The organism is [Eubacterium] eligens ATCC 27750 (genome assembly GCF_000146185.1).
GTDB classification, from domain to species: Bacteria; Bacillota; Clostridia; order Lachnospirales; family Lachnospiraceae; genus Lachnospira; species Lachnospira eligens.
The window spans coordinates 490,702-515,626 of sequence record NC_012778.1; the positions used below are offsets into that span (position 1 = coordinate 490,702).

The following is a 24,925-nucleotide window of genomic DNA, read 5'->3' on the forward strand; positions in this document are numbered from 1 at the left end:
TTTGACTATTTTCGGGAAAAGGAGAACGGGGCAATGAGCATAAACACTAAAGAAACAACACAGAGAGCATGTTACACAAACAGGGAGCTGTCATGGCTTGCATTTAATGAGAGAGTGTTAAATGAAGCAGCTAATCCTAAAGTTCCACTTGCGGAAAGACTTACATTTGCATCAATATACCAGACTAATCTGGATGAATTCTTTATGGTACGCGTTGGAACGCTTATGATGCAGATGCAGCTTCAGGAAAAGGAAAGAGACAATAAAACCGGAATGACAAGCGAAGAGCAGGTAAAAGCTATTCTTGATAAGGTTAGTGAGCTTGAGAAGAAAAAGGGCAGAGTGTATGAACAGCTTATGGGAGAACTTGAGACAGCCGGGATAAGAATAATTAATTTTAATAAGCTGTCTAATGATGAAGGTGCAATGCTGGAGGAATATTTTGATATGCATATAGCACCATTTCTTTCACCTATGATAATAGGACAGCAGCAGCCATTTCCTTTTCTTGCAAATAAGCAGTTATATGCAATTGTGCTTATGAAGACTAAGAAGGGTAAGAATAAAATAGGAATAGTACCTTGTTCAAACAGTGTATTTAAGAGACTTATAGAAATTCCTACAAGACCAGGAACATTTATGCTTTCTGAAGAATTGATTCTGCATTTTGTATCAAAGCTGTATGAGAAGTATGAAATACTGGAAAAATCAGTTATGAGAGTTATTAGAAATGCAGATATAGATGCTGGTTCATTTGATGATGAGGACCTTGATTACAGAAATATGATGGAACATATGGTTAAGCAGAGAAACAGGCTTAATCCGGTATGTGTCCAGTTAAACAGAAAAATAAACGACAAAGCAAAGAAAAAGCTCACAGATTATCTTGAAATAGGTGCAAAACACCTGATTGAAGAGAGAACTCCACTCGATATGTCATTTGTATTCCAGCTGCAGAATGTGTTAAAGAATAAGCCTGAGCTTTTTTATAAGAAAAGAGTTCCACAGCCAAGTAAAGAAATCAGTATGAATGAAAAGATAATTCCGCAGATTGAGAAGAAGGATGTTGTTCTTTCATACCCATTTGAGAGTATGAGACCATTCATATCTATGTTAGAGGAAGCAGCCAGTGACCCGACTGTTGTATCAATAAAGATGACTCTTTACAGAGTTGCTGACAGGAGTAAGATAGTTGAGACTCTTATTGAAGCGGCTGAAAATGGTAAAGAAGTTATTGTTCTTGTGGAGCTGAGAGCCAGATTTGATGAGGCTAATAATATTGAAATGTCTAAGAGACTAGAGGAGGCCGGATGCCAGCTTTTATATGGCCTGGGTGATTATAAGGTACACTCAAAGTTATGCCTTATAACACGTTCGGTTAATAATACATTTTCATATATAACACAGATAGGAACAGGCAATTATAATGAAAAGACTTCAAGATTATATACAGATCTGTCACTTGTTACAGCTAATGAGGAGATAGGTGCGGATGCGGCTGCAGTATTTGCTGCTTTGCAGAAGGGAGAAACGGTGGATAGTTCTAACCAGCTTCTTGTTGCACCAAACTGCCTGCAGAATAGAATTCTTTCAATGATAGATGAGCAGATTGATAAGGTAAAGAACGGTAAAGATGGATATGTTGGAGTTAAGATTAATTCCCTTACAGACAAGCTTATAATTGAGAAATTAATTGAAGCTTCACAGGCAGGTGTTAAAATAGATCTTGAAGTAAGAGGAATATGCTGTATAAAGCCGGGAGTTAAAGGTTATACAGATAATATCCGCGTGGTAAGTGTTGTTGGACGCTTCCTTGAGCATTCAAGAATATATCGTTTTGGAAGAGGAGATGACCAGAAGATATATATTGCATCGGCAGATTTTATGACAAGAAATACGACAAGACGTGTTGAGGTTGCTGCACCTGTGCTTGATAAGCATTGTCAGGAACGCATAATTCATATATTTAATCTTATTATGCAGGATGACGAGAAAGGCAAAGAGCAGAATAGTGATGGGGTATACTGTGACAGACATATTAATAATCCTAAGATTGATTCACAGGAAACACTATATGAAGAAAGCTATGAAGCGGCAGCCAGTGCAGAATAATTAAGAAAATGGAGGCTAACAGGTATGAAGATAGGTATGCTTACAAGTGGTGGAGACTGCCAGTCTCTTAATGCGGCAATGAGAGGTGTTGCCAAAACTTTGTATAATAATACAAATGATGTTGAAATATACGGATTTCTTGATGGTTACAAAGGAATGATTACTAAGAATTACAAACTGATGAAAGAAGAGGATTTCAGTGGGATTCTCACAGAGGGAGGAACAATTCTTGGAACTTCCAGAACACCTTTCAAATATATTAATGAGCCTGATAAGGAAGGGCGCGATAAAGTTGCAGGCATGATTAAGACTTATAAGGATTTAAAACTCGACTGCCTGGTAATGCTTGGCGGAAACGGTTCACATAAGACTGCGGCTCTTTTATCGCAGAAGGGTTTAAATGTTGTTACTCTTCCTAAGACTATTGATAATGATATAGAAGGAACTGAGATGAGCTTTGGATTTCAGTCAGCTATAGATGTTGCGACAAGAACTATAGATGAGATTCATACAACGGCAGCCTCACACAGCAGAGTGTTTATTGTTGAGATTATGGGACATAAAACAGGCTGGCTGACATTGCATTCAGGAATTGCAGGCGGTGCTGATATCATACTTATACCTGAAATTCCATATAATGTTGATGAGGTGTTGAATACAATCAGAAAGCGTGAAAAGCAGGGTAAGAAATTTACTATAATCGCAATGGCTGAGGGTGCAATATCAGATGAGGATGCAAAGCTGTCAAAGAAAGAGCTGAAAGAAAAGAGAAAGACATATACATTTCCATCAGTAGCATATCAGTTGAGTGATGAGCTGCAGAAAAAAGCCGGTCAGGAGGTAAGAGTAACAATTCCCGGACATGTTCAGCGTGGCGGAATTCCAAGTGCATCTGACAGAACACTGGCAACAAGAATAGGCGTTGAGGCTGCAGGACTTATATTAAGAAAAGATTATGGCAATATGGTATGCATCAAAGAAGGAAAGTTCTCTAAGATACCACTTGAAGAGGTTGCAGGTAAAACGAAGATGGTTAACGTAGATAATGAACTTATAAGACAGGCTGAAAGCTTAGGCATTAGTCTTGGCAGAAAGGCATAAGTGGTATATAATACAAAGCAAATGCTTCGGAAAGAAGGGAAATGCTTTGAAGAAATCAGACAGACTAAAGATAGTTATTCTTGGAATAACCGGATTACTTATTCTTATTGGAACCGGAATATTTATATTCATAGGACAGAGTATATGTACCATGGCTGGTGTAGGGCTTTTTGTTATTGTGTGTCTTGGAATGGTTGTTGTTGCAGGAAAGAAAGATGACCAGACAGAAACAATAGAACAGCTTAACCAGACAATATCTGAACAGAGCAGAAGGATAATGAATACTGAGGGGCAGCTTGCAAGATATAAGAGAGAACTTGCAGAGGCGACTGGTAAGAATGAAGCATAATAATTAAATATTAAGGAGATAGTCATGTTACTAGAGATTTTAAAGGCAATTCTTTTCGGTATAGTCGAAGGAATTACAGAATGGCTGCCTATAAGCAGTACAGGGCACATGATTCTGCTTGACCAGGTAGTCAAACTTAATGTATCCGCAGATTTTTATAAGATGTTTCAGGTAGTTATCCAGCTTGGAGCAATTATGGCCGTAGTTATATTGTTCTGGAATAAGCTGTGGCCATTTTATATGAAGAAGACTGGGGACAGTAAGAAAGCAGCCTGGAAAGATGGCGCACTTGCAATGTGGATTAAGATTATTATTGCATGTATTCCGGCAGCGATTGTCGGATTGATTTTCGATGATAAGATAGATGAATTATTCTATCATCCAATCCCTGTTGCTATTGCACTTATCGTTGTGGGTATAGTTTTTATAGTTGTGGAGAATGCAAAGAAAGGCAGCAAACCGGCAATCAGAAGTATAGGTGAGATAACTTATAAGGCAGCAATAATAATAGGTCTGTTCCAGCTTATTGCAGCAGTATTTCCGGGTACATCAAGATCGGGAGCAACAATTATCGGAGCACTCATAATCGGAGTATCAAGAAGCGTTGCGGCTGAGTTTACATTTTTCCTTGCAGTACCTGTAATGTTCGGGGCAAGTCTTTTAAAGATTGCTAAATATGCTGCTGTGGGAATGGCTATGACAGGAACAGAGTGGATAGTTCTTATTGTAGGCTGCCTTGTTGCGTTCTTTGTATCAGTATTCGTAATCAAGTTCCTTATGGGATACATCAAGAAGCATGATTTCAAGGTGTTCGGTGTGTACAGAATAATTCTTGGTATAGCAGTTATTGCACTCAGCTTTGTATTGTTTTAATTCTAATACACTTCAAGGTATGAATTGTATACATAACCGCTTGTACCATTATAATCAATAAGGGTGTAATAAGCACCAACAGATAATATAAAACCGGTAGTCCCTCCTGGCACAACTGCAAAGGAGTGGCTGCCGTTTTTGTCTTTATGCATATTTACATAGGAAGCACCTGTCACATGGTAACTTTTAAGAGCAGATGTATTGGTTATGCGCCCGTTTGCAAATGTATACGATGTCTGGGCGGTTGTTGCAGGCTGTGTGTTTTGGACTTCAGTCTGAACGGTTTCAGGCTCGGAGGATTCACAGGATGTTTCAGATGCTACGGTTACTGTCTGAGTTTCAGTCACGATGGTGGTTTCATGTTTTGTTACATCCTGAGAAGAAGCAGTTTCTTTAACTGTTGCGGCAGGGGTTGTCTTAGATATAGTTTCTGGATTTATATCTTTAACAGTAACTGGCTGGGTTTCAGAATTGCTGGCAGTGTGAATGCTTTTTTCAAGACCTCCACCGGCAAAACCGATGTTTTCAAACACTACAACTCCGGCTATAATTATTACAAGATATATACCTAAAAATATTTTAACAATTAGATTATTGAGTTTCATTGTGACTAAAGACCTCATATTTTCTATAATAAATTAATATTAGTTCTTTTTATGGGGCAGGTCAATAAAAAAGTGGTAATCCGGAGGTGTAAAATGAACATAATAGGTCACATTTCAACAGATTTTCCAACAAAATTTGGGATTCCAAGACAGAGTGGATTGATAGAGGAATTAAAAGGTGTCATAACATTTGAACCAGAATACAGACAACCAGAGGCTTTCAGAGGATTGGAGGATTTTTCACATATATGGGTTTTATGGCAGTTTTCCAAGTCGCAGAAGAAAACTATAGCGGCAACGGTAACTCCTCCAAGACTTGGCGGGAAAGTACGAATGGGAGTATTTGCAACAAGGTCGCCGTTCAGACCGAATGATATAGGGCTGTCATGTGTGAAATTAGAGCACATAGAATATACGGCAGATAAAGGACCGGTACTATTCGTTTCAGGGGTGGATATGGTTGATGGTACGCCGATATACGATATCAAGCCGTATGTAAAATTCACAGACTCACACCCAGAGGCAAAAGAAGGATTTACGGCAGCCACTTATAACAGAAATCTTAAAGTGATATTTCCATCAGACCTGCTTGCAATAATGCCGGAAAACAAACAGACAGCAGCGGTTAAAATATTAGAGCAGGACCCAAGACCAGCTTATGATACAGACGAGGCAATGGCTTATGGGGTAACATTTTCAGGCTTTGATATCAGATTTAAGGTGCATGGGGATATGCTGACTGTGTTTGAAGTTGTGGATATTGAGGCGGCTGGTGGATATAAGAAGGTAAAGTGAGCTGGTGTCAATTTCACTTGATAATCCAGCTAAAATGTGCTTTACTTATATGGACTAGGTAAACAATTAATGTTGCAATCAAGATTAAGGAGGAGCTATATGAGAGTTGGAATGGGATATGATGTTCATAAACTGGTTAAAGATCGTAAGCTTATCATGGGCGGAGTTGAGATTCCATATGAATTAGGTCTGCTTGGACACTCTGATGCAGATGTGCTTCTTCATGCCATTATGGATGCATTACTGGGTGCTGCTGCACTTGGAGATATAGGAAAGCATTTCCCGGATACAGATGACAGATACAAGGGAATATCAAGTATCAAGCTTCTGGAAGAGGTTGGAAAGAAGATAGATGAGGCTAATTATATTATAGAAAATATAGATGCTACTATTATTGCACAAAAACCTAAGATGCGCCCATATATTGATGATATGAGAAAGAATATCGCAGATGCTTTAAAGATTGATGTTGACAGAGTCAATGTTAAGGCTACTACAGAAGAAGGACTTGGATTTACCGGAAGTGGAGAGGGTATTTCTTCACAGGCAATATGCTCACTTAATTCTGTTTCTAATTATATATATGGTGCGGCTGATATGACAAACTGTAGATCTGACTGTGGTGGCTGCATGGGCTGTCAGAACAAATAGAACTGACAATACATTCGCAGCTTTAATTCATATAATATAATTAAGAATAGAAAAGTCAGGATTAACAGATTATGAAATATAGAGATTATGTAAAGCAGGAAATAGCGGTAATAAAGGACAGAGACCCTGCTATCAAGTCGGATAAAGAGGTATATCTTTATCCTAGTTTTAAGGCAATACTTAAATATAGAAAAGCCCATAAGTTATATCTTAAGGGCGAATATTACAAGGCAAGAAAGATTTCACAGAAAACTGCAAGACAGACTGGAATTGAGATACATCCGGGAGCGCAGATTGGCGAAGGACTTTTTATTGACCATGGACATGGAGTTGTTATCGGAGAGACAGCTATTATCGGTAACAATGTAACACTTTATCAGGGCGTTACACTTGGAGGAACAGGCAAGGAACAGGGGAAGAGACATCCTACTCTGGGAAATAATATTATGGTAGGAGCAGGAGCAAAGATTCTTGGCTCAGTTACCATAGGTGATAATTGCAAGATTGGTGCGGGTTCTGTTGTATTAAAGGATGTGCCAGCGAATTCTACAGTGGTTGGTGTTCCAGGAAGAGTTGTTATTCAGGATAGCGTAAGACTGTTTGATGATTTAGACCAGATACATCTTCCAGATCCTGTTATGCAGGATATCGAGAACTTAAAGCAGGAGAACGCAAGACTTAAGAAGAGACTTGCACACCTTGAAAACAGCGTCAATGAAAGCCGCAGCTCGTATGATGATAACTAAAGTGTGATTATGAAAGGAAATCTGACATGAGGATTTATAATACTTTATCCAGAAGAAAAGAAGAGTTTAAGCCATTAGAAGAAGGTAAGGTTAAAATGTATGTCTGCGGACCTACTGTATACAACCTTATTCATATTGGTAACGCAAGACCTATGATTGTATTTGATACAGTAAGAAGATATCTTGAGTACAAGGGATATGATGTTAATTATGTATCTAACTTTACAGATGTAGACGACAAGATTATTAAGAAAGCTAATGAAGAAGGTGTATCTGCTGAGGAGATTTCAACAAGATACATTGCTGAATGTAAGAAGGATATGGAGGGCATGAATATTAAGCCTGCAACAACACATCCTCTTGCAACTCAGGAAATCGGTGGAATGATTGATATGATACAGACTCTTATTGACAAGGGTTATGCTTATGAAGTCAATGGAACCGTATACTACAGAACAAGAAAGTTTGCAGAATACGGAAAGCTATCTAAGAAGAATATTGACGACTTGGAGGCAGGACACAGAGATGAGGCACATAGTCTTAAGGTTACAGGTGAGGATGAGAAGGAAGACCCACTTGATTTCGTTCTTTGGAAGCCTAAGAAAGAAGGAGAGCCATCTTGGCCATCACCTTGGAGTGACGGAAGACCAGGCTGGCATATTGAATGCTCTGTTATGTCTAAGAAGTATCTTGCTGACGAAATCGATATTCATGCAGGTGGAGAGGATTTAATATTCCCTCACCATGAGAATGAGATTGCACAGTCAGAGGCAGCTAATGGAGTACCATTCTCTAAGTACTGGATGCACAATGCATTTCTTAATATTGATAACAAGAAGATGTCTAAGTCTTTAGGCAATTTCTTTACAGTAAGAGATATAAGCAGGGAATATGACCTTGAAGTGTTAAGATTCTTCATGTTAAGCGCACATTACCGCAATCCTGTTAATTTCAGTCATGACCTTATGGAATCAGCAAAGAACGGATTAGACAGAATCTTAACTGCAGTTGATAATTTAAGACATCTGTCAGAGAATGCCAAAGATGTTATAATGACAGAGGATGAGAAGAAGATAATAGCTTCTATAGATGACATTTATAAGAAATTCGAAGATTCAATGGACGATGATTTCAATACAGCAGATGCAATATCAGCTATATTTGAACTTGTAAAGCTTGCTAACTCTAATTCAAGCTCAGATAATTCCAAGGAATACATCGATACTCTTATGAAGAAGATTACAACTCTCACAGATATTCTTGGACTTAAGACAGACAAGAAGGAAGAAATGCTTGATGAGGATATCGAGGCACTTATTGCCGAGAGACAGCAGGCAAGAAAAGATAAGAATTTTGCAAGAGCTGATGAAATTAGAGATGAGTTATTAGCAAAGGGAATTGTTCTTAAGGATACAAGAGAGGGCGTAAGATGGAGCAGAGCCTAGATAACGACCTTGTAAAATGCATATATGAAGGCCTGGATATGAAGCATACAGAGCCTTCGCAGTTATCACCTCTTGTTCTTGCATATATCGGGGACAGCATATATGACCTTGTCATTAAGACATGGGTTATAGAACAGGGGAATATGCAGGTTAATAAGCTTAACAAGAAAACGAGCAGTATTGTTAAGGCTGAATCCCAATCTGCCATGATAGGTGTAATAGAGCCAATGCTCAGTGAACATGAGGAAGCTGTGTATAAGAGAGGACGTAATGCAAAGTCATACACATCTGCCAAGAATGCAAGCATTGGAGATTACAGAAGGGCAACGGGTTTTGAGGCTCTTATGGGATATCTGTATCTTAGTGGGCAGTATGAGCGGATGATGGAACTGGTTAAAGCAGGACTGGAAAGCCTTGAGTTAAAGTAGAGCCGGCAAAGCAGAATCCATATCTGTAATGGATAACTGGATTCTGCTTTGTTAATATTAAGGAGAAATATATGAGATACAATGAATTAACATTTCAGGGAAGAAATGCTGTATTAGAGGCATTCCGCTCTGGTAAAACTATTGATAAGCTTTTTATTCTTGACGGCTGTCAGGATGGACCAATAAAGAGTATTGTCAGAGAAGCAAAGAAAACAGATGCAATTATCAATTATGTTGATAAGGAAAGACTCGACAGACTTGCAGGAACAGGACATCATCAGGGTGTTGTTGCCATTGGTGCAGCTTATGAATATGCAGAGGTTGATGATATACTTGCATCAGCTAAGGAAAAGGGAGAAGATCCATTTATATTCATTCTTGATGAGATAGAGGATCCTCACAATCTTGGTGCTATTATAAGAACTGCCAACCTTGCAGGTGCACATGGAGTTATTATTCCTAAGAGAAGAGCTGTCGGACTTACAGCAACTGTAGCCAAGACATCAGCAGGCGCGATTAATTACACACCTGTAGCCAAGGTTACTAATATTTCACAGACAATCGAGGAACTTAAGAAGCAGGGACTCTGGTTTGTATGCGCTGATATGGGCGGGGAGACAATGTATAATCTTAATCTCAAAGGACCTATCGGCCTTGTTATAGGTAATGAGGGCAATGGAGTAAGCCGTCTTGTTAAGGATAAATGTGATTTCATCGCATCAATTCCTATGAAGGGTGATATTGATTCCTTGAATGCCTCAGTTGCAGCAGGTGTTCTTGCATACGAAATAGTCCGTCAGAGACTTAATTAGGGAGTTTTTTATGAAGCATATGGAAGAGTATCCTGATGAAGAGCTTATTGATATGTACAGGGCAGGTAATGAGCAGGCAATTGAGTACATATTTGAGAGATATAAGTATATAGTGCGAAAGAAAGCAAAGGCTATGTTTCTTGCCGGAGGAGACAGTGATGATTTAATCCAGGAGGGGATGATAGGCCTTTATAAGGCTGTCCGTGACTATGATAAGCAAAAGGATGCTTCTTTCATGACATTTGCTGGAATGTGCATAAACAGGCAGATTCTTAATGCAGTTACAGCTTCTAACAGAAAGAAGAATACGCCACTTAATACATATGTTTCCTTTGATGAACCGGTTAATCCTGAGGATGATTCTCAGGTAAAGCTGGTGGATGTACTAAAGTCTGATAAGGAACAGAATCCGGAAAGGCTTTTTATTGATCAGGAAAATGCTGAAAGTTTAGAAGATAAATTATACAGTGTGCTAAGTGGTTTTGAGAAAAATGTATTGGAATTATATATGTCTGGCAAAGATTATATTGCTATTGCGCAGACGCTTGATAAGCCGCCAAAATCTATAGATAATGCTATACAAAGGATAAGGAATAAAGTTGACAAAATAACCAACCTATAATATTATGAATAGGTGTGTTAAGACACATGCTATTGTAGCTCAGGGGTAGAGCACTTCATTGGTAATGAAGAGGTCACGGGTTCAATTCCCGTCAATAGCTTAATTTAATGTTTGTGTTTTTTAAAACAGATTGGAGGACGCTATGGTAAAAGCTATTGTAGGTGCTAACTGGGGTGATGAAGGAAAGGGTAAGATTACTGATATGCTTGCCGAAGAATCAGACATCATCGTAAGATTCCAGGGAGGAGCTAATGCGGGACATACTATTATTAATGATTATGGAAAGTTCGCGCTCCATCTTTTACCTTCGGGAGTTTTCTATAACCATACAACAAGTGTCATTGGCAACGGTGTAGCTCTTAATATTCCATATCTTGTTAAGGAATTAAAGAGCCTTACAGACCGCAATGTACCAATGCCTAAGATTCTTGTATCAGACAGGGCACAGATTCTTATGCCTTATCATGTTGCATTTGATACATATGAAGAAGCAAGACTTGCTGGTAAGTCATTTGGTTCTACTAAGTCAGGTATTGCTCCATTCTATTCAGATAAGTATGCTAAGATTGGTTTCCAGGTTAATGAATTATTTGGAGACGAGCAGGAACTTAAGGAAAAGATTGCTAATGTATGTACATTAAAGAATGTTATGCTTGAGCATCTCTATCATCAGCCACTTCTTAACGAAGAAGAGATATTCAATACTCTTATGGAATATAAAGAGATGGTTGAGCCATATGTATGTGATACATCAGCATTTTTACATCAGGCACTTAAAGACGGAAAGAAGATCTTACTTGAGGGTCAGTTAGGCTCTCTTAAGGATACTGACCATGGTATATACCCAATGGTAACTTCATCATCAACATTAGCTCCTTATGGTGCTATTGGTGCTGGTATTCCGGCTGCATCAATTACTGATGTTGTTACAGTTGTTAAGGCATATTCTTCAGCAGTTGGTGCCGGAGCATTTGTAAGTGAAATCTTTGGTGATGAGGCAGATGAACTCAGACGCAGAGGTGGAGACGGTGGTGAATTCGGAGCTACTACAGGACGTCCTAGAAGAATGGGATGGTTCGATGCAGTTGCTACACGTTATGGTGTAAGAATGCAGGGAACAACAGAGGTTGCTCTTACAGTTCTTGATGTACTTGGATATCTTGATGAGATTCCAATGTGCGTTGGATATGAGATAGATGGAAAGATTACTAAGGATTTCCCAACTACTCCACAGCTTGAGAAGGCTAAGCCGGTATTAAAGACTATGCCAGGCTGGAAGTCAGATATCAGAGGAATTACTAACTATGAAGAACTTCCTGTTGAGTGTCGTAACTATATTGAAACTATTGAGCAGGAGATTGAAGCTCCTATCACAATGGTATCTAATGGTCCAGGAAGACATGAGATTATCCACAGAAAGAGTAATTTTTCTAAATAATAACAATTAATATTACCGTATCTGCAGTACAACAGTTTTGCAGATACGGTCTTTTTATAGGTAATTGGAGGAACATATGAAGTTTAATAAATATTTTGACCATACGAACTTAAAGCCGGACGCAACTAAGGATGATATCCGAACATTATGTGAAGAAGCAAAAAAGTATGATTTTGCATCAGTATGTGTAAATGGAATATATACTGCATTTGCAAAACAATGCCTTTCCGGAAGTGATGTTAAGACATGTGTTGTAGTTGGTTTTCCGCTGGGAGCTATGAGCACAGACGTTAAGGCTTATGAGACTAAGAAAGCCGTAGAAGATGGTGCGGATGAGATTGATATGGTTATTCCTGTAGGACTTCTTAAAGCAGGCGAATATGATGCTGTGTATGAGGATATTAAAGCAGTAAGGGATGCATGTGCAGGAAAAGTTTTAAAGGTTATATTTGAGAACTGTCTTCTTACAGATGAGGAGAAAATTAAGGCGTGCGAACTGTCTGTTAAGGCAGGAGCTGATTACGTCAAGACTTCAACAGGATTCTCTACAGGTGGTGCAACAATAAGTGATGTTGCACTTATGAAAGCTCACGTAGAAGGAAAGTGTAAGGTTAAGGCAGCAGGCGGAATAAGAGATTACAACACAGCAGCTGCCATGATAGATGCCGGAGCTGACAGGCTCGGAACAAGCGCTACAATTAAGATTATGGAAGGAAGGCAATAAAATTACTGCTTATTCCTTCCTGAAAGAATCTTGTATACAAGTGTCATTGCATATATTACAACAGGAAATACAATGTCTGTGAAGAGCAGACCGGTAAATACTTTATGACATGCCTCATTGTCTATGAATGCAAGTATTAAAGTGGCGATTATCATTATGCCCCAGAGTATAACTGCAGTTAATGCAGCAAATCGTTTTAATCGTTTCATGAATAAGACCTCCAATGTCAGATACTTAATAATATACATTACATTGGCATGCCGCTCAAGTTATTTATAAAAATGTTGCGTAACAGATAAAAAATGTTATAATTAAATGAGGCATGGAGGCCGATGTAACTATTAGAAAACAGAATCAATAGACAAGGAGGTATGCATATGTCAATTAATGCTTATAATGCCAGTACAATATCAGCATTGTTCGCAGGACTTAATAATTCGTCTAGTGGAACATCATTGTCATATGGCATTGATTTTACAACTTATAATTCAATAAAGAATGGCTCTTATAGCAAACTGATGAGGAAGTATTACAGCAATCAGGCTTCTGAATCAACGAATGGTGCGACTGCCAATAAGAATACCGGTAAGGTACACAGTATTGATAAACAGAAGAATAATGCGACGGTAAATAGAGACAACGCAGCATCACTTGTGGATTCAGCATCAGAACTTAAAAAGTATTCTCTGTGGTCTAAAGTTGATAAGACAGATAAAGATGGCAATACAACTAAAGAATATGATACAGATAAGATTGCAAAGGCAGTATCTTCATTTGTTAAGGATTATAATTCTTTAGTATCATCTACAGCAGATTCTTCAAGCAGATATGTGCTTAACAGTGCATCTAATATGGTGAATTATACAAGGGCTAATGCTGATCTTCTTAAGAAGATTGGTATATCTGTCGGCTCAGATAATAAGCTGACGGTAGACGAGGATAAGTTAAAGACTTCAGATATGGCTGTGATTAAGTCGGTATTCAAGGATTCCGGCTCATTTGGACAGACAATATCTGCTAAGGCTTCAACTATATATGGTAATGCAGTATCACAGTTATCAGAATTATCTACTAAGAATTCTTATACATCTAATGGACTGTATTCATACTCATCTGGCTATACATATAACCAGTACACATAATTAATAAATATTTTGAAAGGTAACAATCAGACATGGCATTATTAGAAACATGGAGAAAACTCGCATACGAGACAGAGATGGATCAGAAGAACGCTTCAGAATTCTGGGGTTCATATTTTAATCAGGAGAAAGCAATTTACGAACAGATTCTTGCCAATCCTGATACAGTAGTTAAAGGAACTGTTAAGGAATTAGCAGAGAAGTTTGGCGTTGAGGTGCTTCTTATGACAGGATTCCTTGATGGTATCAATGACAGCTTAAAGACTCCTAATCCAATTGAAACTATGGATGAGAATACAGAAGTTAGTCTTGATTATGACAAGGAAAAACTTTATTATAACATGGTAGGTTGCAAGGCTGACTGGCTTTATGAATTGCCACAGTGGGATAACCTTCTTGATGAGCAGACAAGAAAAGACCTTTACAAGAAGCAGAAACTTTCTGGAACTGTTGTTAAGGGCAAGAAAATCGGAAGAAATGATCCATGCCCATGCGGAAGCGGAAAGAAATATAAGCAGTGCTGTGGAAAGAATGCATAGCTTTTAAACACTAAGACCTGCCAGATAATGGCAGGTCATTTTAATGTTAAGTATAGGAATGATAAGAGGTAATTATAATGGATGCATATACAGGCTTTGCATATGTTTATGATGAGTATATGGATAATATTCCATATGAGGAATGGGGACAGTACATGATTGCTCTCCTTAAGGGAAATGGCGTGTCAGGTGATTCATCAGTGCTTGAATTGGGCTGTGGAACAGGAACTGTTACAAGAATGCTTGCTAAGGAAGGCTATGACTGTGTTGGACTTGATATGTCTGAAGATATGCTGTCTATTGCTTCCGAGAAAACATTTGAAGAGGGTTCGCAGGTTATATATACATGTCAGGATATGAGGGATTTTGAAGTGCCTTATGAAGTAGACGGTATGATAAGTATAGGGGATTCCATGAATTATATTACATCTGTTCCTGACCTTGAAAGTGTATTTGCATGTGTTAGTGAGAACCTTAAAAAAGGCGGTGTATTTATATTTGATTTAAAGACAATACATTTCTTCAGGGATATACTTGCTGAGAATACATATGCTGAGAACAGGGAAGATTCTGCATTTATATGGGACAACTATTATGATGAGGAAGAACGCAATAATGAATATGAGCTTGCTGTGTTTGTTAAGAATGAGGATGGTACATTTGACAGATTTGAAGAACAGCACTATCAGCATGGCTTTACTATAGATGAGGTTACAGGTGCAGCTAATAAGGCTGGACTTACCGTGAAAAATGTGTATAATGCATTTACTAAGGATATGCCTGACGATAAGTCGGAAAGATTATATTTTGTGATTGAGAAATAATAAGGAGATAATTATGGGTGATTATATTGTTAGAGCCACAGCGGCAGGTGGACAGGTAAGAGCATTTGCTGCTACAACTAAAGGGCTTGTTGAAGAAGCAAAAGAAAGACATAACATGAGTCCTATTGCAACTGTTGCACTTGGAAGACTTCTTACAGGTGGTGCGATGATGGGCACAATGATGAAAAATGATGCGGATATTCTTACTGTACAGATTAAGGGCAATGGTCCGATCGGGAGTATGACTGTTACAGCTAATCCTAAGGGGGAGGTTAAGGGATTTGTTGGCAATCCACAGGTTATGCTTCCACTTAAGGATGGAAAGCTTGATATTGCAGATGCGGTAGGAATTGGTGTATTAAGCGTAATTAAGGATATTGGACTTAAAGAGCCATATGTCGGTGATACTATTCTTATTACAAGTGAGATTGCAGATGACCTTACTTATTATTTTGCTAACAGTGAGCAGGTTCCATCTTCTGTAGGACTTGGTGTTCTTATGAATAAGGATAATACTGTTGAGCAGGCTGGAGGATTTATTATCCAGCTTATGCCGGGAGCAACGGATGAATTTATAGATAAGCTTGAGGCAAGAATTAAGGAGATTAAGTCTGTTACAGCCATGCTGGAGGAAGGAATGACTCCTGAACAGATTCTGGAACATATTCTTGGGGATATGGAGCTTGAGATTCTTGATACTATACCAACAAAGTTTTACTGTAACTGTTCTAAGGACAGAGTAAGCAAGGCTGTTATCAGTGTAGGAAAAGAAGAAATCCAGAAGATGATTGATGATGGTGAGCCAATTGAGGTTAACTGTCACTTCTGTAATTCACATTATACATTTACAGTTGATGAGCTTAAGGAAATGTACGACTGCTGTACAAGATAAATCTCAGGCATATGGAGGTACACATGAATAATATTATACTTATAGGAATGCCGGGAAGCGGAAAAAGTTCGCTTGGAGTAGTACTTGCCAAGAAGATAGGATTTGGATTCATTGATTCGGATCTTGTTATTCAGCAAAGAGAGGGAATGACTCTTGAAAGAATAATTGAAAAGCATGGAGATGCAGGATTTATACAGATTGAAAATGAAGTGAATTGTTCAATCAGTCCGCACCACACGGTTATTGCAACTGGTGGGAGTGCTGTATATGGAAAAGAGGCAATGGAACATTTTAAGGATATTGGTACTGTGGTTTATCTTGAACTTCCACCAGAATCGCTCGAGGAAAGACTTGGAAGCCTTAAAGAGCGAGGCGTTGTGTCTAATGGAAAGACAACTGTAGAAGATATATATGCTGACAGGGTTGCACTTTATAAGAAATATGCAGATATTACGCTTAATGAGCAGGGAAAGCAGATAAGAGAAACTGTGGAGATGCTGTATGATATTATAATGAATAAAGACCAGTATAATTAAACAACTGGTTGAACTATGTAAGAATTTAGGGTAAAATAATTTTTACCCTTTTAAATACGAAAACAAGGAGGAAAAATCCTCTCCTCACCAGAGGAGAATGTGCTTACAATAAGCACATGGATTTTGCTTCGCAAAACAAGGAGGATTAACATGGAAAACGAAGCTCTTTCTAAGAACTTTATTGAGCAGATTATAGATAAGGATATTGAGAGTGGCCATTGCAAGAAGGTCATTACAAGATTTCCACCAGAACCTAATGGATATCTTCATATTGGACATGCCAAGTCTATATTATTGAATTATGGACTTGCAAAGGAATATGGCGGGCAGTTTAATATGAGATTTGATGATACTAATCCAACTAAAGAAAAGGTTGAATTTGTAGATTCAATTAAGGCGGATGTTGAGTGGCTTGGCGCAGAGTGGAATGGAGACGTTCTTTTTGCATCAGATTATTTTCCACAGATGTATGAAGCAGCTGTAAAGCTTATCAAGAAGGGAAAAGCTTATGTAGATGATTTGTCTGCTGAGGAGATTAGACAGTACAGAGGAACTCTTACTGAACCAGGTAAGGAAAGTCCTTATAGAAACCGTTCTGTAGAAGAGAATCTTCAGCTTTTTGAGGAGATGAAGGAAGGAAAATATGCAGACGGAACGAAGGTTTTAAGAGCAAAGATTGATATGGCATCTCCTAATATTAACATGAGAGATCCTATTATTTACAGAGTTGCACATATGACACATCACAGAACAGGAGATCAGTGGTGCATATATCCTATGTATGATTTTGCACATCCTATTGAAGATGCAGTAGAGGGAATTACACACTCTATATGTACACTTGAGTTTGAGGATCACAGACCTCTTTATGACTGGGTTGTAATTGAGACCGGTTATAAGACATCTCCAGAGGAGAATCCTAAGCAGATTGAATTTGCAAAGTTATATCTTACTAATGTTGTAACAGGTAAGAGATATATTAAGAAGCTTGTAGAAGATGGAATTGTTGACGGATGGGATGATCCAAGACTTGTATCTATTGCAGCTTTAAGAAGAAGAGGATTTACTCCTGAAGCTATTAAGATGTTCGTTGAGCTTGTTGGTGTTACTAAGGCACAGGGTTCAGTTGAATATCCAATGCTTGAATATTGTATAAGAGAAGATTTAAAGCTTAAGGTTAAGAGAATGATGGCTGTTCTTGATCCTGTTAAGCTTGTTATTGATAATTATCCTGAAGGCCAGGTTGAATATATGGAAGTGGCTAATAATCAGGAAAATCCAGAGATGGGAACAAGAAAAGTTCCATTTACAAAGGAACTTTATATTGAGAGAGAGGATTTCATGGAAGAGCCTCCTAAGAAATATTTCAGACTTTTCCCTGGTAATGAAGTGCGTCTTATGAATGCATATTTTGTTACATGTACTGACTATGTCAAGGATGAGAATGGGAAGGTTATAGAAGTACATTGTACTTATGATCCTGAGACTAAGGGTGGAAATTTCACAGGCCGTAAGGTTAAGGGAACAATACACTGGGTTTCTGCTACAGAAGGCTGTAAAGCAGAAGTCAGATTATACGAGAATATCGTAGATGAAGAAAAGGGTGTTTATAACGAAGAAGATGGTTCTATGAATATCAATCCGAACTCTAAGACTGTTCTTACAGAGTGTTATCTTGAACCAGAGCTTATGAAAGCTGTAAGTGAAGATAAGTTCCAGTTTGTAAGAAATGGCTATTTCTGCGTTGATAATAAAGATTCAGAGCCGGGTAAGCCTATATTTAACAGGATAGTTTCACTTAAGAGTTCATTCAAATTACAGAAATAGTGAGGTTATCCTGATGGAAGGTATTGGACAAAAGAAGGAAACAGATTATATTTTTGATAAGACAATCAAATGTGATGTATGTGGGAAGGAATTTAAAACAAAGCAGGTAAGAACCGGAAAAGCAAGATTTGTCGGGACAGACGCAGTGCTTAAGCCTTTATATGAGGGCATAGATACATGCAAATATGACATAATACTCTGTCCTCATTGTGGGTATGCTGCTGCGCAGCGTAATTATGGTCATCTTACACCTAAGCAGAGAAAGGCAATCCGTGAAAATGTCGAGCCGAGATTTAAGGCAAAGGAGAATGAAACTGAAACCTATTCGTATGAAAGAGCTGTAAGGCGCTGCAAGATGGCAATGCTTACAGAAATGGTAACGGGCGGTAAGATAAGTGAAAGTGCATATCTTTGTCTTAAGCTTGCCTGGCTTTACAGGGGAGAAATTGAAGAGACGAAGACTAATGGGGGTTCTCAGGCTGATATTGACAAATACTATAAGTATGAGCATGAATATTTAGAAGATGCTTATAAGGGTTTTAAGCAGGCGTTAGAGACAGAGTATCCGCCTATAGCGGGAATGGATGAAATGACTATATATTATCTGCTCACAAGTCTGGCGGTCGAATGTGGCAATATGGCTGAGGCGAAACAGTATGGTTCTTCTATATTGTTATCAAAAACAGCAAGTGCCAAATTAAAAAATAAAACAAGAGATGTATTGGAGGCTATTAAAAACAATTAGCACAAAAGGGGCGTACAATCATTATGAATAAAGTTAAAACCTTTTTACAGAAGATTTGGACCTATGATCTGGTTCATACAGCAGTATACTCGCTTATACTGGAATTGGTGGTTGAATGTTTTAACAGAAGAGGAATAATGGGACTTGCATTCCCATTTATGCATCCGGTTATATTTATATATAATACATTAATTATAATGACAACTATGACAATCGCATTGTTTTTTACACGAAGGATATTTGCATATTGTGTAATTTCGGTTGCATGGATAGGGTTGTCATTGACTAATTTTATAATATTATCCTCAAGAAAAACGCCGTTTACAGCAATGGATTTTTATCTCATTAAAGATGCAATTAAAGTTGCGGGATTGTATGTAAGCATAGTACAGATAATTTTGATAGCATTGTTGGTTATTGCTGTAATAACAGGACTTGTATTTTTGTGGAGGAAAGCTCCTAAAATAGAAGTAACTATAAAAAAGACTAAGTTTTATGCATATGCCGGAGTCCAGCTTGTGCTGGTATTTCTTGCAGCCTATGGGATTGGTATTACGCTTCTTTTTACAGGGGCAGTTGAAGGCCATTTTGGAAACCTTGCGCAGGCATATAAGAAATATGGTTTTAGCCATTGCTTTGTAAGCAGTGTACTTGACCGGGGAATTAAGAAATCTGGAGAATATTCAGAAGAATATATGGAATCATTGAAGAAAGATCTGGATGATGTTGAACCGGAAGCAGATGATAAGACTCCTAATATTATATTTGTGCAGCTTGAGTCTTTTTTTGATCCAACACATGTAAAGGGAATCACTCTTTCAGAGAATCCACTGCCTAATTACCAGAAGCTTATATCAGAGTATTCGTCAGGATATCTGTCAGTTCCATGCTTTGGTGCAGGAACATGTAATACAGAATTTGAAGTACAGACCGGGATTAATATTGATGATTTCGGTCCGGGGGAATATCCTTACAGGACAATTATGAAATCAAAGGTATGTGAGTCAATGGCGTATGACCTTAAGAAGCTGGGATATTCAACACATGCTATTCATAATAATGATGGAACATTCTATGACAGAAATCTTGTGTTTTCACATTTAGGATATGATACATTTACATCTATAGAATACATGGATGGATTTGAAAAGACGCCTATGGGATGGGCAAAGGATTATGTGCTGACAGATGAAATTGATAAAGCACTTAATTCAACATCTGGTACAGATTATGTTTTTACAATTTCTGTACAGGGACATGGCGACTACCCGTCTACACCAATGGAAGGGTATACACCAGAAATTAAGGTTACTAACTTTCCAGTTGCAGAACAGCAGGCATCATTTGAATATTATGTCAACCAGATTCATGAAATGGATAATTTTATAGGTGAGCTTGTTGATAAATTGTCGGAGAGAGATGAGGAAACTATACTTGTTTTATATGGAGATCATCTGCCTACATTTGATTTTACAGACGAAATGCTTACTAATGGAGATAAATTCCAGACACAGTATGTTATTTGGAGTAATTTCCAGATGGACAAACAAAATAAAGATATTCAGGCATATCAGTTATCTGCATATGTAATGGAAAGACTTGGAATGTCTGAGGGATATATTATGAAATATCATCAGTCTAAGAAAAATCTTCCGGAAGATGAATATCTTAAGAATCTTAAAATCCTTGAATATGACATTCTTTATGGCAAGAAGGAAATATATGGTGGAGATACCCCATATGTGGCGACAGAGCTTAAGATGGGAATTGATGATATAGAGATTACAGATGTTTATAATTATGGAGATACCGTATTTATAGAGGGAAATCATTTTAATGACTATAGCTGTGCTCTTATTAATGGAAAGGAATATGCCACAGAGAAAATAAGTGACAGACTTTTAAGGGTTAAAGGCGCAAAAGTTAAGAAGGATGATCTGGTTACAGTTGCACAAAAAGGTGATGACAAAGTGGAACTCAGCAGGACAACTTTTGCTGTAAAACAACAGGCTAAGCAATAGTTGCAACAGTAGTAAAAATGCCATCTTTCATTGACAGCGGGTACCTGAAATGGTAATATTAGTAAGGTGTTTCAAACATCAAGATTTTTTTTTGGAGGTACTTGAAATGAAGGGTACAGTTAAGTGGTTCAACAACCAGAAGGGTTACGGCTTTATCAGTGATGAGTCAGGAAAGGATGTATTCGTACATTATTCTGGACTTAACATGGAAGGCTTCAAGTCTTTAGAGGAAGGCGCTCAGGTTGAGTTTGATGTAACAGAAGGCGCTAAGGGTCCTCAGGCTACTAATGTAACAAAATTATAATCGGTTGTTTGCAGTGTGCCTTTTTTATATTATATATAGAAAGATATATTGTTACACAATAGGATTATGGGGGCGGTCAAGACAGGATATTGACCGTCTTTTTTTATAGTTAGTGAAGAATAACTTTCTTATAGTAAGTGTTCAAAAATTTAATTGGAGGTTTTATGGAAAATATTGATATTGATTTTGGACAGACAGTAAGTTCTGGCGCAGTCAGCATGTTAGTTGCAGGAGCGATTCTTGTTTTGTCCGTTCTGATTGTTGCGATAATAATTACAGCTAAGAGATGGAAAGGAAGAGCTATTCCTTTGCTTCTTGGATTACTTTCGTATGTAATATTTGGATTTATGTTTTCACAAATGTTTATGAGCATTATAAGACTTATTCCAAGTGTGGATATGTCTTTCACATATAATTCAAGCTCATATATAGTAGTATATAATATTGTATTCGCAGTTGGACTTGCAATAGCAAGATGGTTTACTGTCAAGCTTATGGCAGACAAATATAACCGTGCAGGTGATGTTATACTGGCTGGTACAGGCATTGCACTGGGAGATGCGGTTATGATGTATGGTCTGTCTGTGCTTTCATACTACGTATATGCGCAGGCTATATCAGCAAGTGGGTTACAGAAGGTTGTAGAGGATATGCTTTCAAGTGGATTATCTGCAGAAGAAGTTATGACAGAATATACAGCTAATATGGCACAGCTTTTCAATGCACCAGAGCCATTATGGTTTATTATGGGGCTTGCTACGGTATTAGATATAGTACTTAATATTATATTATGCATAGTTGTATATGGTTCAGTTAAGAAGCAGATTAACTATATGCTCCCATACTATGCAATTATAATACAGTTTGTGTCTAATATATTGTTCCAGGTATATAATCCGTATTCGTTAGCTAATACTATAATATTATTCACTATTAAACTTGTCGTTGTTATAGGAACAATACTTTATACTAAGCAATTCATCATGAAGGAGATTAAGTATTCAGATGACTGATGTAAAAAAAGGACTTTCGACAAAGCAGGTAGAAAAATTAACATTGGAAGGCAAGGTTAATGTCTCTGTTGGAAAACAGTCTAAGACAATTGGCCAGATTATTGCGGGTAATGTTTTCACATATTTTAATCTTATATTTGCTGTTTTTGCTGTTCTTCTGGCACTGGTAAGGTCATATAACAATATGACATTTGTGCCTGTAATTATATTTAATATGCTTATTGGAATAATACAGGAGATAAGAGCAAAGAAAGTCCTTGATAAACTTACGGTGGTCAATGCACCTAAGACATCAGTTATAAGAGATGGACAATTGCATATTATAGATTCAGAGACTCTGGTAAAGGGGGATTTGTGTGTGTTCTCAGCTGGCAACCAGCTAAGTGCGGATGCAATTCTTGTAGAAGGATTCGTGCGGGTGAACGAATCGCTGGTTACCGGGGAGTCTGACGAAGTCGTTAAGAATGCCGGGGATATATTGCTCTCCGGCAGTTTTATTGTTTCGGGAGAGTGTAAGGCAGTCCTTACAAATGTTGGTCTGGATGCCTATGCCGCAAAGCTGGCAATTGAAGCTAAAGCTGGACGAAAAAAACAAAAGACAGATATGATGGAATCTCTTGATAAACTGGTAAAAACAATAGGCGTACTGATTATACCTATTGGAATAGGATTGTTTTTACAAAGCAGATTTGCGGTTGGAAGTACAATTAAAGGCAGTATTGATTCAATGGTGGCATCTCTGGTGGGCATGATTCCAGAAGGTCTTTATCTTCTTGCCAGCGTCGCACTTGTTGTAAGCGTTATGAGACTTGGCAAGAAAAATGTACTCGTACATGAAATGAACTGCGTTGAAACGCTTGCAAGAGTAAATGTTTTGTGTGTTGATAAGACTGGAACAATAACAAAGCCAGAAATGTCGGTGACTCATGTTGAAATACTGGATTATACTTACGATAGTGGAGAAGCAGTTGACAGTCATGGAGTTGAACGAATTATTAAAAATGTAGCTGCTGCAATCAGTACTGATAATGCAACTATGGAAGCAATACACAGATATTATGGAATAGATAAAGAAAAAGAGTGCGATGAAGTATTTCCTTTTTCATCACAAAACAAGTACAGTGGAGCAAGGTATGGCAGGGATGTGTATCTGTTTGGTGCACCGGAGTATCTGCTTCTTGATTCATATGATAATTATAAGAAGGTTATTGATAAGTATTCAGGTAATGGTGAACGGATAGTTGTTTTTGGAAAAGCTAATGAAGAGATAACAGGAGAAGCTGTGACAATGGCAATAACTCCGATCGCTTTCATAATACTCGAGAATGAGATAAGAGAAACGGCAAAGGATACATTTGAATATTTTAAACAGCAGGGAGTTGCGATTAAGGTAATATCAGGTGATAATCCTGTAACGGCCTCAAAAGTTGCTATAAGAGCGGGAATTGAGAATGCAACCCATTACATAGATGCTACAACACTTAAGACGGATGATGATATAGAAAAGGCTGTAGAAGAATATACAGTTTTTGGAAGAGTTATCCCTGAACAGAAGAAAAAGATTATTGAGGCTTTTAAGGCAGCGGGAAATGTTGTCGCCATGACAGGTGACGGGGTTAATGATGTACTTGCATTAAAATGTGCTGACTGTAGTGTTGCAATGGCATCAGGAAGTGAGGCTGCCAGCAATGCAGCGCAGATAGTTCTTCTGGATTCTGATTTTTCAAAGATGCCGGATGTTGTTGGAGAAGGAAGAAGAGTAGTTAATAATATTAAGCGTTCAGCATCGTTGTTTCTTGCAAAGAATATATTTTCAATGATGCTTACGATATTTACGCTTATATCAGTTAATCTGTATCCATTATATCCGACACAGTTATCATTTCTGGGTATATTTACAATAGGAATACCTGCATTTTTCCTGGCGTTACAGCCTAATAAAAGTCTGATTAAAGGAGATTTTCTTCTTAATGTTGTGCTTAAAGCCCTGCCAACGGGAATTACAGATTTTATTGTAGTTACTATTGTAACGATATATGGAAACTGTACCGGACTTGTCCATGAACAGACAGCAACTGCAGCAACGCTTGTGCTTCTGACGGTAGGTATGGCGGCACTTATCAGAGTATGTATGCCGTTTGATATGATAAGGGTCATAGTGTGTATTGCAATGGCAGGCGGAATAGTATTTTCAATGATATTCTTAAGACCGTTGTTTGCAATGGTTGTTCTTAAAGGTCTGACAAGAAATCTTACGATAATAATGATGATTCTGTCGATACCTTTGTACAGATATGTATGCAGGATGACGGCATGGCTGATAGATTTCCTTGAGAACCATAACCGTCATTTCAGACACCTGCTTAAAGGCTGATATATTA

The 24,925-nt window shown here is 37.9% G+C and carries 26 protein-coding genes and 1 tRNA gene; 25 read left to right on the forward strand and 2 right to left on the reverse strand.

Annotation, left to right across the window (positions count from 1 at the left end; all coding sequences use genetic code 11):
• Nucleotides 1-33 precede the first annotated feature (33 nt).
• Genes ppk1 through EUBELI_RS02340 form a run of 4 tightly spaced genes read left to right on the forward strand, consistent with a single transcriptional unit; the run spans nt 34 to nt 4,435 of the window.
• Nucleotides 34-2,112, forward strand: coding sequence for a polyphosphate kinase 1 (gene ppk1 / locus EUBELI_RS02325; protein WP_041688452.1), 2,079 nt, complete (start codon nt 34-36; stop codon nt 2,110-2,112).
• A gap of 24 nt (nt 2,113-2,136) precedes the next feature.
• Nucleotides 2,137-3,213 (forward strand): 6-phosphofructokinase, encoded by a 1,077-nt coding sequence (locus EUBELI_RS02330; protein ID WP_012738733.1) that lies wholly within the window; start codon nt 2,137-2,139, stop codon nt 3,211-3,213.
• A gap of 46 nt (nt 3,214-3,259) precedes the next feature.
• Nucleotides 3,260-3,562 carry a hypothetical protein gene (locus EUBELI_RS02335; RefSeq protein WP_041687938.1) on the forward strand — a complete coding sequence of 101 codons (303 nt, stop codon included), beginning with the start codon at nt 3,260-3,262 and terminating at the stop codon, nt 3,560-3,562.
• A 24-nt stretch (nt 3,563-3,586) separates the two neighbouring features.
• Complete coding sequence (locus EUBELI_RS02340; RefSeq protein WP_012738735.1) at nt 3,587-4,435, forward strand: undecaprenyl-diphosphate phosphatase; 849 nt, start codon at nt 3,587-3,589, stop codon at nt 4,433-4,435.
• Nucleotides 4,436-4,437: 2 nt separating this feature from the next.
• Here the strand turns inward: EUBELI_RS02340 and EUBELI_RS02345 are convergent, their stop codons facing one another.
• Complete coding sequence (locus tag EUBELI_RS02345) at nt 4,438-5,040, reverse strand: hypothetical protein (RefSeq protein ID WP_012738736.1); 603 nt, start codon at nt 5,038-5,040, stop codon at nt 4,438-4,440.
• A 93-nt stretch (nt 5,041-5,133) separates the two neighbouring features.
• Between EUBELI_RS02345 and tsaA the strand changes: the two genes are divergently transcribed.
• The 10 genes from tsaA (at nt 5,134) to deoC (ending at nt 12,701) form a co-directional block, all read left to right on the forward strand.
• A complete protein-coding gene (gene tsaA / locus EUBELI_RS02350; RefSeq protein WP_041687940.1) occupies nt 5,134-5,835 on the forward strand; it encodes a tRNA (N6-threonylcarbamoyladenosine(37)-N6)-methyltransferase TrmO in 702 nt (233 codons plus the stop codon).
• A gap of 99 nt (nt 5,836-5,934) precedes the next feature.
• Nucleotides 5,935-6,486 (forward strand): 2-C-methyl-D-erythritol 2,4-cyclodiphosphate synthase, encoded by a 552-nt coding sequence (ispF, locus tag EUBELI_RS02355; RefSeq protein WP_012738738.1) that lies wholly within the window; start codon nt 5,935-5,937, stop codon nt 6,484-6,486.
• A gap of 71 nt (nt 6,487-6,557) precedes the next feature.
• Nucleotides 6,558-7,232, forward strand: a complete 675-nt coding sequence (gene cysE, locus EUBELI_RS02360; RefSeq protein WP_012738739.1) for a serine O-acetyltransferase — start codon at nt 6,558-6,560, stop codon at nt 7,230-7,232.
• Nucleotides 7,233-7,258: 26 nt separating this feature from the next.
• Complete coding sequence (gene cysS / locus EUBELI_RS02365; RefSeq protein ID WP_012738740.1) at nt 7,259-8,677, forward strand: cysteine--tRNA ligase; 1,419 nt, start codon at nt 7,259-7,261, stop codon at nt 8,675-8,677.
• On the forward strand, nt 8,662-9,105 hold the full coding sequence (locus tag EUBELI_RS02370; protein ID WP_012738741.1) for a Mini-ribonuclease 3: 444 nt from the start codon (nt 8,662-8,664) through the stop codon (nt 9,103-9,105). The genes cysS and EUBELI_RS02370 overlap by 16 nt, the downstream gene beginning before the upstream one ends.
• A gap of 71 nt (nt 9,106-9,176) precedes the next feature.
• A complete protein-coding gene (rlmB, locus tag EUBELI_RS02375; protein ID WP_012738742.1) occupies nt 9,177-9,917 on the forward strand; it encodes a 23S rRNA (guanosine(2251)-2'-O)-methyltransferase RlmB in 741 nt (246 codons plus the stop codon).
• A gap of 10 nt (nt 9,918-9,927) precedes the next feature.
• Complete coding sequence (sigH, locus tag EUBELI_RS02380) at nt 9,928-10,539, forward strand: RNA polymerase sporulation sigma factor SigH (RefSeq protein ID WP_012738743.1); 612 nt, start codon at nt 9,928-9,930, stop codon at nt 10,537-10,539.
• Between the two features lie 28 nt (nt 10,540-10,567).
• Nucleotides 10,568-10,639 (forward strand) — tRNA-Thr (locus EUBELI_RS02385).
• A 42-nt stretch (nt 10,640-10,681) separates the two neighbouring features.
• Nucleotides 10,682-11,977, forward strand: coding sequence for an adenylosuccinate synthase (locus tag EUBELI_RS02390; RefSeq protein ID WP_012738744.1), 1,296 nt, complete (start codon nt 10,682-10,684; stop codon nt 11,975-11,977).
• Between the two features lie 76 nt (nt 11,978-12,053).
• Nucleotides 12,054-12,701, forward strand: coding sequence for a deoxyribose-phosphate aldolase (deoC, locus tag EUBELI_RS02395; RefSeq protein WP_012738745.1), 648 nt, complete (start codon nt 12,054-12,056; stop codon nt 12,699-12,701).
• Between the two features lie 2 nt (nt 12,702-12,703).
• Here deoC and EUBELI_RS02400 read toward each other — a convergent pair whose 3' ends face one another.
• Nucleotides 12,704-12,910, reverse strand: coding sequence for a hypothetical protein (locus EUBELI_RS02400; RefSeq protein WP_022098798.1), 207 nt, complete (start codon nt 12,908-12,910; stop codon nt 12,704-12,706).
• 168 nt (nt 12,911-13,078) lie between these two features.
• Between EUBELI_RS02400 and EUBELI_RS02405 the strand changes: the two genes are divergently transcribed.
• From EUBELI_RS02405 to EUBELI_RS02455, 11 genes are all read left to right on the forward strand, one after another.
• A complete protein-coding gene (locus EUBELI_RS02405; protein ID WP_041687942.1) occupies nt 13,079-13,843 on the forward strand; it encodes a hypothetical protein in 765 nt (254 codons plus the stop codon).
• 32 nt (nt 13,844-13,875) lie between these two features.
• Nucleotides 13,876-14,382, forward strand: coding sequence for an SEC-C metal-binding domain-containing protein (locus EUBELI_RS02410; protein WP_012738748.1), 507 nt, complete (start codon nt 13,876-13,878; stop codon nt 14,380-14,382).
• A 77-nt stretch (nt 14,383-14,459) separates the two neighbouring features.
• Nucleotides 14,460-15,206 (forward strand): class I SAM-dependent DNA methyltransferase, encoded by a 747-nt coding sequence (locus tag EUBELI_RS02415; RefSeq protein WP_012738749.1) that lies wholly within the window; start codon nt 14,460-14,462, stop codon nt 15,204-15,206.
• 13 nt (nt 15,207-15,219) lie between these two features.
• The gene (hslO, locus tag EUBELI_RS02420; protein ID WP_041687944.1) at nt 15,220-16,098 is read left to right on the forward strand and encodes an Hsp33 family molecular chaperone HslO; all 879 of its coding nucleotides are present in this window, start codon (nt 15,220-15,222) and stop codon (nt 16,096-16,098) included.
• A 23-nt stretch (nt 16,099-16,121) separates the two neighbouring features.
• Complete coding sequence (locus EUBELI_RS02425) at nt 16,122-16,634, forward strand: shikimate kinase (RefSeq protein WP_041687946.1); 513 nt, start codon at nt 16,122-16,124, stop codon at nt 16,632-16,634.
• A 150-nt stretch (nt 16,635-16,784) separates the two neighbouring features.
• Entirely contained in the window at nt 16,785-18,461 is a 1,677-nt protein-coding gene (locus EUBELI_RS02430; RefSeq protein WP_012738752.1) for a glutamine--tRNA ligase/YqeY domain fusion protein, read from the forward strand.
• A gap of 13 nt (nt 18,462-18,474) precedes the next feature.
• Nucleotides 18,475-19,206, forward strand: a complete 732-nt coding sequence (locus EUBELI_RS02435; RefSeq protein WP_012738753.1) for a DUF2225 domain-containing protein — start codon at nt 18,475-18,477, stop codon at nt 19,204-19,206.
• Nucleotides 19,207-19,229: 23 nt separating this feature from the next.
• Nucleotides 19,230-21,227 (forward strand): LTA synthase family protein, encoded by a 1,998-nt coding sequence (locus EUBELI_RS02440; protein WP_012738754.1) that lies wholly within the window; start codon nt 19,230-19,232, stop codon nt 21,225-21,227.
• Between the two features lie 106 nt (nt 21,228-21,333).
• A complete protein-coding gene (locus EUBELI_RS02445) occupies nt 21,334-21,531 on the forward strand; it encodes a cold-shock protein (RefSeq protein WP_041687948.1) in 198 nt (65 codons plus the stop codon).
• A gap of 164 nt (nt 21,532-21,695) precedes the next feature.
• Nucleotides 21,696-22,544, forward strand: a complete 849-nt coding sequence (locus EUBELI_RS02450; protein ID WP_041687950.1) for a YhfC family glutamic-type intramembrane protease — start codon at nt 21,696-21,698, stop codon at nt 22,542-22,544.
• Nucleotides 22,537-24,918 carry an HAD-IC family P-type ATPase gene (locus EUBELI_RS02455; RefSeq protein ID WP_012738757.1) on the forward strand — a complete coding sequence of 794 codons (2,382 nt, stop codon included), beginning with the start codon at nt 22,537-22,539 and terminating at the stop codon, nt 24,916-24,918. Before EUBELI_RS02450 ends, EUBELI_RS02455 begins: the two co-directional genes overlap by 8 nt.
• The last annotated feature ends 7 nt before the right edge of the window (nt 24,919-24,925 follow it).